Source organism: Frankia sp. CoBUL1 (assembly GCF_978021245.1).
Map to the genome: position 1 here is coordinate 1 of NZ_CDXDOS010000189.1, position 6,803 is coordinate 6,803.

Below are 6,803 nucleotides of genomic sequence, written 5' to 3' on the forward strand. Positions count from 1 at the left end.
GTGCTCACCTGCCGGCGGCTACCGGCACCGAGCCTGCCCTACGGCGACCCGGTAGCTCTCATTAGGCCGCGCGCTGCTGGGGATCCGGGCCTGTGGGTGGCATCGGCTCGGGTGGGTGGAGCCGTGTCGGACGCTCGACGTCCATGTCAACTGCCGAGCTGTTGGTCTTGGGCTTGGCGTTGGGGGGCCAGAGGCCGGCCAGTTGGCCCAGGCTGAGGCGACCGGTCCCGGGCTGGGTGAGGGGTAGCCAGCGGGTCAGGGTGGCGTCGAGATGCTGGTCGGGTTCGGCGAGGTCCGCGGCCGTGGTCGCGACCGGTACCCGCGCCGGGTCGTCAAGGTTGCGCAGCGCCTCCGCGAGGACCTCACGCAGGCGGGCTTCGCGGCGCAGGGTGGTGGTCCAGATCAGGACCGGGGTGATGATCCGGGTCGCCTTGGCGAGCCGGTCGTAGGCGTCGATCTTGTAGGTGAGGTGGCGGAGTGCTTCGGTGCCGAAGTCGAGTTCGAGGAACCATTCGATCTCGGCGCGGCCCTGCGCCCACCTGCCGTACGCGTCGGGCCGCACGATGTCGCCGAACGAGCGGGCGCAGCGTTCCTCCGACCACCAGGCCGTCAGCCGGCTGGTGGCGTCGGGCTGGCGGGCGTGGTGGACCAGCCGGGTGAACATGCCGTTGACCGCGACCCGGTGGGCCAGGTGCAGGGAGTGGGCGATGCCCATGGCCCGGTCGTGCTGGTAGCCGATCTTCTTCGGGTCCAGGCCGTCTTCGTGGGCGAGGACGGCGGCGCCGGCGACGTCGAGGACGTAGTGCATGGGTGACAGGCCGCTGACCGCGAGCGGCTGGAAGCGGTCGAGGATCCGCCAGCGGTAGAGCTCCAGCAGGCGCAGGTTCGCTGACCGGCGGTTGATCCAGCCGAGTTCGACGATCTGGTGGGTGGTCAGCACCCGGTGTTCGTGGATCATCCGGGTGATCCACCGGTCCCGGGGGGTGAGGTGGCGGACCAGCCAGAGCTGGTGCTCGGCGCTGGACACGACGCGGGCGCTGGGTCGGGTGTAGGTACGGCGGCCGAGGTAGGTCTGCTGCGGAGGATTCGTGATCACGTCGAGGGTCTCCCAAAAGGCTGATCATGCAAACGGAGGCAGACGAACAGACAGGCAGAAGGGGCAGACAGCCGGGACCGGGCCGGGGGGCGAGCGGGCGGACGCGTCCGTGCCCGGACACGCCGCCCGCCAGCACACGAGGTCCACCCCCGTCCCGCCCGTCGGGGCGGAGGCCGTCATCCGACCGCGGCCAGCGCACCCGTCCCGGCCGGTTCCACCGGACCGAGATCAACCATGTCGACGTCATCCGGCCCGACCGCCGCAGCCACCACGTCCGCGACCCCGTCGTCGGCATCCGACGCGAGCGCGCCAGTACCGACCTCGGGGAGGTCGGCGGTGGGGGCGTGTTCTTCCAACACCCGGTGGGCCTCGGTGCGTAGCTGCGTGACCAGGGCCCGCGCCCGCTTCGAGCCGACTTTCAGCCGCTTGCGCAGCTCGTCCGAGGAGATCGGACGGCGGTGCTCCTCCCAGTAGCGGGCATCCTCCCGGCGCGCCCGCTCCAACAACGACCCGTCGAGGACCACGGTGCTCGGCCGGTCGGGAGCGCGCTGCGCAGGAACCGCCACCACCTCGGCCCGCGGGCTCTCACCTCCGGACGGCGCAGGCACGGCGGTGGGCACCGCTGCCCCACCGGTCTCTGCCGGCCGGGACGCGGACGCAGGGATCGTGACGTCCTGTGCTTCGGGGTGGAAGGTGGTGGGGTGGCGCATCGCACGCAACAGCCCTGGGCCAACTTCAGACCAACCAATAAGCAACGCCGGACCAACAGCATCGAACGCGGCTTTTCCGTAGTCCCCCGCAATCACCGGCTCAGCTACATTGAGCGCCAGTGTGACCACGCTGGAGAACACCAACAGCCGCCGAGCCGGATGCAGCAGCTCAGCCGGCGCGCCCTGCACCGCCAGCTGCCGTGTCCCCAGCAAAAGGCCCACCACGGACAAGTCGACGGCAGGGGCCACCAAGGGGGCAACCCAGACTGGCACCCCGAGACGTAGACCGAGCTGGAATACGTTGCCGAACCCGAAGGCGAACGTCAGCCCGACGACCACAACCATGATCACGGTGACGAGAGTGACCGCCACGTCCCGTCCCGCCGCCGACGGCACCACAACCGGACCGTCCACCATGGCCGTGCCCTCGGCGGCCATCAGGCACCCGCCTTGGCCAGCGCCCGCGCCGCTACCGACCGGGGCCCGTCACTGGGCGTGATAGCCGCAGGTACACGAGCCGAAACCACCAGGCTCGCCTTCGCCCGGTTTTGCGTGGATGCTGTACGAGCCTCCCCTGGGGCACATCCGTCATGTCGATCGCCGCCTCCGACTGGTGGGACCAGAGTCCCCTGCGGGGCGGGCTGCGTCGCGAGCCGCGTGACCGCGACTAGCGCCGCGTGGGCTCAGGTTGGGACGGCGGCCAGGGCGCCGGTGTGGTGGAGATGGTCCCGGGCGGCCTGGATGGCCGACGGGGTGGAGTCGAACAGGCGTCCCTGGCCGCGCAGCCGGTCCACCAGACCGACGGCGGCCACCGCTTTGGCATGCTCGGGTCGCAGCCCCGACACATACACCTTGACGCCGCGGTGTTCGAGCCGGTCGATGACGTCGCGCAGGACGAGGGCGCCGGTGCCGTCGACGGCGCTGACCCGGGACAGCCGGAGGATGAGGATCTCGACGTCGGCCACCTCGGTGAGCTCCAGCAGGAAGCGGTGGGCGGCGGCGAAGAACAGGGGGCCGTCGATACGGTAGGCGACGATGTGCTCGGCGAGTAGCGCGTGTTCGGAATCGCGATGATCGCCGGGGTCCAGCGGCACCTCCTCGACCCGCGCGGTTCGGGCGATTGCGCGCAGGGCGAGGGCGCCGGCGACCGCGAGGCCGAGGACGACGGCGATGACGAGGTCGAGCGCCAGGGTCGCCCCGGCGGTCAGCGCCATGACCAGGGCATCGGAGTGTGACGCACGGCCGAGGGTGCGCAACGAGGAGACCTCGACCATCCGCACCGCCGTGGCGAGCAGAACACCGGCGAGCGCGGCGAGCGGGATGCGCGCGACCAGGGGAGCGGCGGCGAGCATCACCCCGGCGAGGACCACGGCGTGCGCGAGGGCGGCGAGCCGGGACGAGGCACCCGAGCGGACGTTGACCGCGGTGCGGGCGATCGCGCCGGTGGCGGGCACCCCGCCGAACAGCGGGACGGCGAGGTTGGCCAGCCCTTGGCCGAACAGCTCCCGGTCGGGGTCGTGGTTCTGGCCGACGGTCATCCCGTCGGCCACACTGGCCGAGAGCAGGCTCTCCAAGGCTGCGAGCGCGGCCACGGCGACGGCGGCCGTGGCGAGCGTCGGGATCGCGGTGATGTCGAGGAAGCCGAGCGAGGGACCGGGCAGGGTGGCGGGGATTGCGCCGAGGGTCGTGACGTCCCACTCGCGGGCCGTGACGAGGGCCGTCGCGAGGGCCACGGCGAGCAGCGAGAACGGGACCGTGGGCCGCAGCCGGGCGCCGACCAGCACCGTCGCCGCGACGCCGACGGCGAGCGCGAGCGCGAGCCAGTGCGGCCGGTGGACGAAGTCGGCCACGGCCGCCCAGGCCACGCCGGTCACCCGGTCACCGTTTCGGGCGCGCACCCCCAGGGCCGAGGGAACCTGCTGAAGGAAGATCACCGCGGCGATGCCGACGGTGAATCCCTCCACCACGGGCGCCGGCACATATCGCACGGAGCGGCCGACCCGCAGGACCGCGAGCGCGAGCAGGATCATCCCGGCTAGCAGCCCGACGGTCAGCACACCAGCCGGCCCGTGCCGGTGCACGATCGGCACGAGTACGACGGTCATCGCGCCGGTCGGCCCGGACACCTGCAGGTTCGACCCGCCGAAGACCGCCGCGAGAGCACCCGCCACGATCGCCGTCACCAGCCCGGCGGCCGCGCCGAGGCCGGAGGAGACCCCGAATCCCAGCGCGAGCGGCAGCGCGACCACCGCGACGGTCATCCCCGCGAGCAGGTCACGGCCTGGCTGGCGGCGCATGCTCTCGATATCGGCCCGGCCGGGCAGGAGCCGGCCGAGTTCCAGCCGGCCGAGTGGCCTGGGCCAGCGTGACGGGGCCGTCCTTATGGGGGCGGGGCAGCGGGGTCGGGAGTCCTCGGCCTGCCCCGTCGTCGTCTCGATGCGGATCCGATCCTCCCGTATACTGGGATGAAAAATTGAAGGTTTCTTCAATTTACATACTAAAAAGTATGGAGTGGGCGAGATCTCGGACACAGCGGCCCCGTAGAGCCGTGCCGTGCGATAAAGAGCTGTTTCCCGACTCCGAAGTGTGGTAACGAACAGTTGATAAATTCTGTAACTGGCGGGGAGGTCGCCATCGGGCGCGAACGGGTCGTGGCGCTACTCACCGTGCCGGCGTGATCTCTGGGTGGGCGGTCGCCGGTACTCCGGCCAGGCCGGTACCTCGGCCGGTAGGCCTCGGCCGGAGCTGCGTGGGGTCGACGGGAGGTGGCTCGTGACGAGGCGGGTTCCGCTGTACCAGGCTAAAGCGGAGTTTTTTCGCATGCTTGGCCATCCGGTGCGAATTAGGGTGCTGGAGTTGCTGCAGGACGGGCCGATGCCGGTGCGGGATCTCCTGGCCGCGATCGAGGTGGAGTCGTCGAACCTTTCCCAACAGCTCGCGGTGCTGCGCCGGTCCGGGATCGTGACCGCGACGCGGGACGGCCCGACGGTGGTGTACGCGCTCGCGGGCGGGGACGTGGCGGAGCTGATGCGCGCGGCCCGGCGGATTCTGACCGAGATGGCGGCCGGGCAGGCCGGGCTGTTGGCCGAGTTGCGCGAAGCGGAGACAAGCTCCTCATGAGCATGAAATGTGGTGGACCGATGCCCGGGACTCCCGCAGGTGGGACTCCCGCGGAGGGGCGCCCCGCCGAGGGACCGACTGGGGGACCGGCGCGCACCGGACGGAGTCGGGCACGGGTGGAGCCGGCGTGACGCCTCCTGGTCCGGCCGGTCCGGCCGGTTCAGCCGGGGTCAACCCCGCCTACAGCGTCACGGTCCGCGTCCCGCACCGGGCCACGATGATCATCGAGGCGGTCGTCGCCGCAGCCCCCGGCCCCGTGACGTGCTACGCGGACGAGCCGGATCCCGGGGGCGGCCGGCGGATCACGTTGGATGCCGACAGCGGGTCCACATTGACCTGGCTGGTCCGGGCGCTACGGGAGCGGCTGGGTGCCGACCTGTTGCAGACCGAGGATCCCGTCTTCACCGTCGCGTCAACCGGCAAACTCGCCCAGTGTCTCCGCGCGTCGGTCACGACCGGTCACGATCTTGCGTTGTTGGACGCTGACGCCGACCGCCGCGTCATCAGCCATCTGGCCATGCACCCGACGCACACCGACCGGTTCACCGGCCGGCCACGCCGAGTGGCGCTGCTCACCGACGGCAGCGCCGTCTTGGACTTTGAGCCGCTGGCCGCCGAGGCGGCCCTGCCAGCGGTCGAGTCCCAGGCGGTCCACCTACACCGGGCGACCGGGTTCGACGTCATCCCCATGCCGATCGCCGCCCGTACCGCCGCCGAGCTCGCCGCGGCGATCGGCATGATCGCTCCGGGATTCGCCGCCACCGTCCTGGTCCACACGCATGTCCGCCGCATCGACGCCGCCCGCGCCGCGCTGCGGTCCGCCGCCCCGCATCTGCTGCTCGACACCGTCAACGACGGTCTCGCCGTCGCAGCCGCGGCCGCGGTCCTCAACCATCTCCGGGCGCGTGACATCGCGCCGGGGCGGGCCCGCGTCGCCGTCGTGGACCCGGCTCGGGGCGGCGATCTCGCCGGCTTACTGATCGGTGTCGGCCTCCACGAGATCACCCTCTACGATCCGGTCGACTACGGCATCCAGCCGCTGCACCTGCTCGCCCCCGAACTCGATCTGATCGTCGACCTGATCGGCTTGGCGGCGCCGCCCAAGGGCGTTCCTGTCCTGCGGATCCGCCCGGAGACGCCCCCTCCGCTGGCCCGCGCCACCTCGGGCCCGCGTCCGCTGCACGCGCTGCCCGGACTGCTGCGGGCGGTCGTCACCACTCGCCGCCCGGTCACCCCCGCTGCCCGCCTCGCCGCCGTGCACGCCCTCGTCGGTCAGACGCCGCCCGGCAGCGTGCTGCCTCCCCTCGACCATCCACGGCTCGCCCCCGCCGTTGCCGCGGCAGCCACCCACGCCCTCACCGCGCAGGAGTAGCTCACCGCGCTCCCGGCGGAGGTGGTCGCCTGGAGGTGGTCACCTGGTAGGGGGTGGTGGGGCCCGCCACTGCCAGGCCCACCGACAGGTCCGCTGCCAGGCCCATCGGCGAATCCCGGCGGATGATCGTCCGTTGGGAGGGCCGTTCCTCCTGAACGGGATGAACGGGGTGCGTTGTCATGGGCGGCACTCTCCCACCGGCATTGCGGATGCGGAAGTACGGCGGCCCCGGTCCGATCTTTGCGGCATATCATTCAAAAATACCCTAAAGGGCCATACGGCCATATTCCAGCAATGCACCACCCTGCTTCTTCGGCCTGCCGGGAAGCCCGAGCCGGACCGACATGGCCGAGGAACCGACATGGCCGAGGAGATGACACCGGGCCGAGAGCGCTCGTGCGTCCGACGCCGGCCGGCCCGGCGCGGGGGGAGTTCCACGTCGCGGGTGGCCTGGTCACGTTGGGAAGGGGATACGAACGCCACTTCGCGTGACCAGTCATCCGAA

General features: G+C 71.4%; 5 protein-coding genes. 2 read left to right on the plus strand and 3 right to left on the minus strand.

Features of this window, described 5'->3' with window-relative positions; translation table 11 throughout:
* Window positions 1-61 precede the first annotated feature (61 nt).
* From AC08OX_RS13230 to AC08OX_RS13240, 3 genes are all read right to left on the minus strand, one after another.
* Window positions 62-1,096: a replication-relaxation family protein gene (locus tag AC08OX_RS13230; protein ID WP_476608097.1), complete on the minus strand. Its 1,035-nt coding sequence runs from the start codon at window positions 1,094-1,096 to the stop codon at window positions 62-64.
* Between the two features lie 176 nt (window positions 1,097-1,272).
* Window positions 1,273-2,244 (minus strand): hypothetical protein, encoded by a 972-nt coding sequence (locus AC08OX_RS13235; RefSeq protein ID WP_476608098.1) that lies wholly within the window; start codon window positions 2,242-2,244, stop codon window positions 1,273-1,275.
* A 245-nt stretch (window positions 2,245-2,489) separates the two neighbouring features.
* Window positions 2,490-4,337: a SulP family inorganic anion transporter gene (locus AC08OX_RS13240; protein ID WP_476608099.1), complete on the minus strand. Its 1,848-nt coding sequence runs from the start codon at window positions 4,335-4,337 to the stop codon at window positions 2,490-2,492.
* A 241-nt stretch (window positions 4,338-4,578) separates the two neighbouring features.
* Between AC08OX_RS13240 and AC08OX_RS13245 the strand changes: the two genes are divergently transcribed.
* Both AC08OX_RS13245 and AC08OX_RS13250 read left to right on the plus strand, forming a co-directional pair.
* Window positions 4,579-4,926: an ArsR/SmtB family transcription factor gene (locus AC08OX_RS13245; RefSeq protein ID WP_023839852.1), complete on the plus strand. Its 348-nt coding sequence runs from the start codon at window positions 4,579-4,581 to the stop codon at window positions 4,924-4,926.
* A 127-nt stretch (window positions 4,927-5,053) separates the two neighbouring features.
* Window positions 5,054-6,298 carry a hypothetical protein gene (locus AC08OX_RS13250; RefSeq protein WP_011434892.1) on the plus strand — a complete coding sequence of 415 codons (1,245 nt, stop codon included), beginning with the start codon at window positions 5,054-5,056 and terminating at the stop codon, window positions 6,296-6,298.
* Window positions 6,299-6,803: the final 505 nt, after the last annotated feature.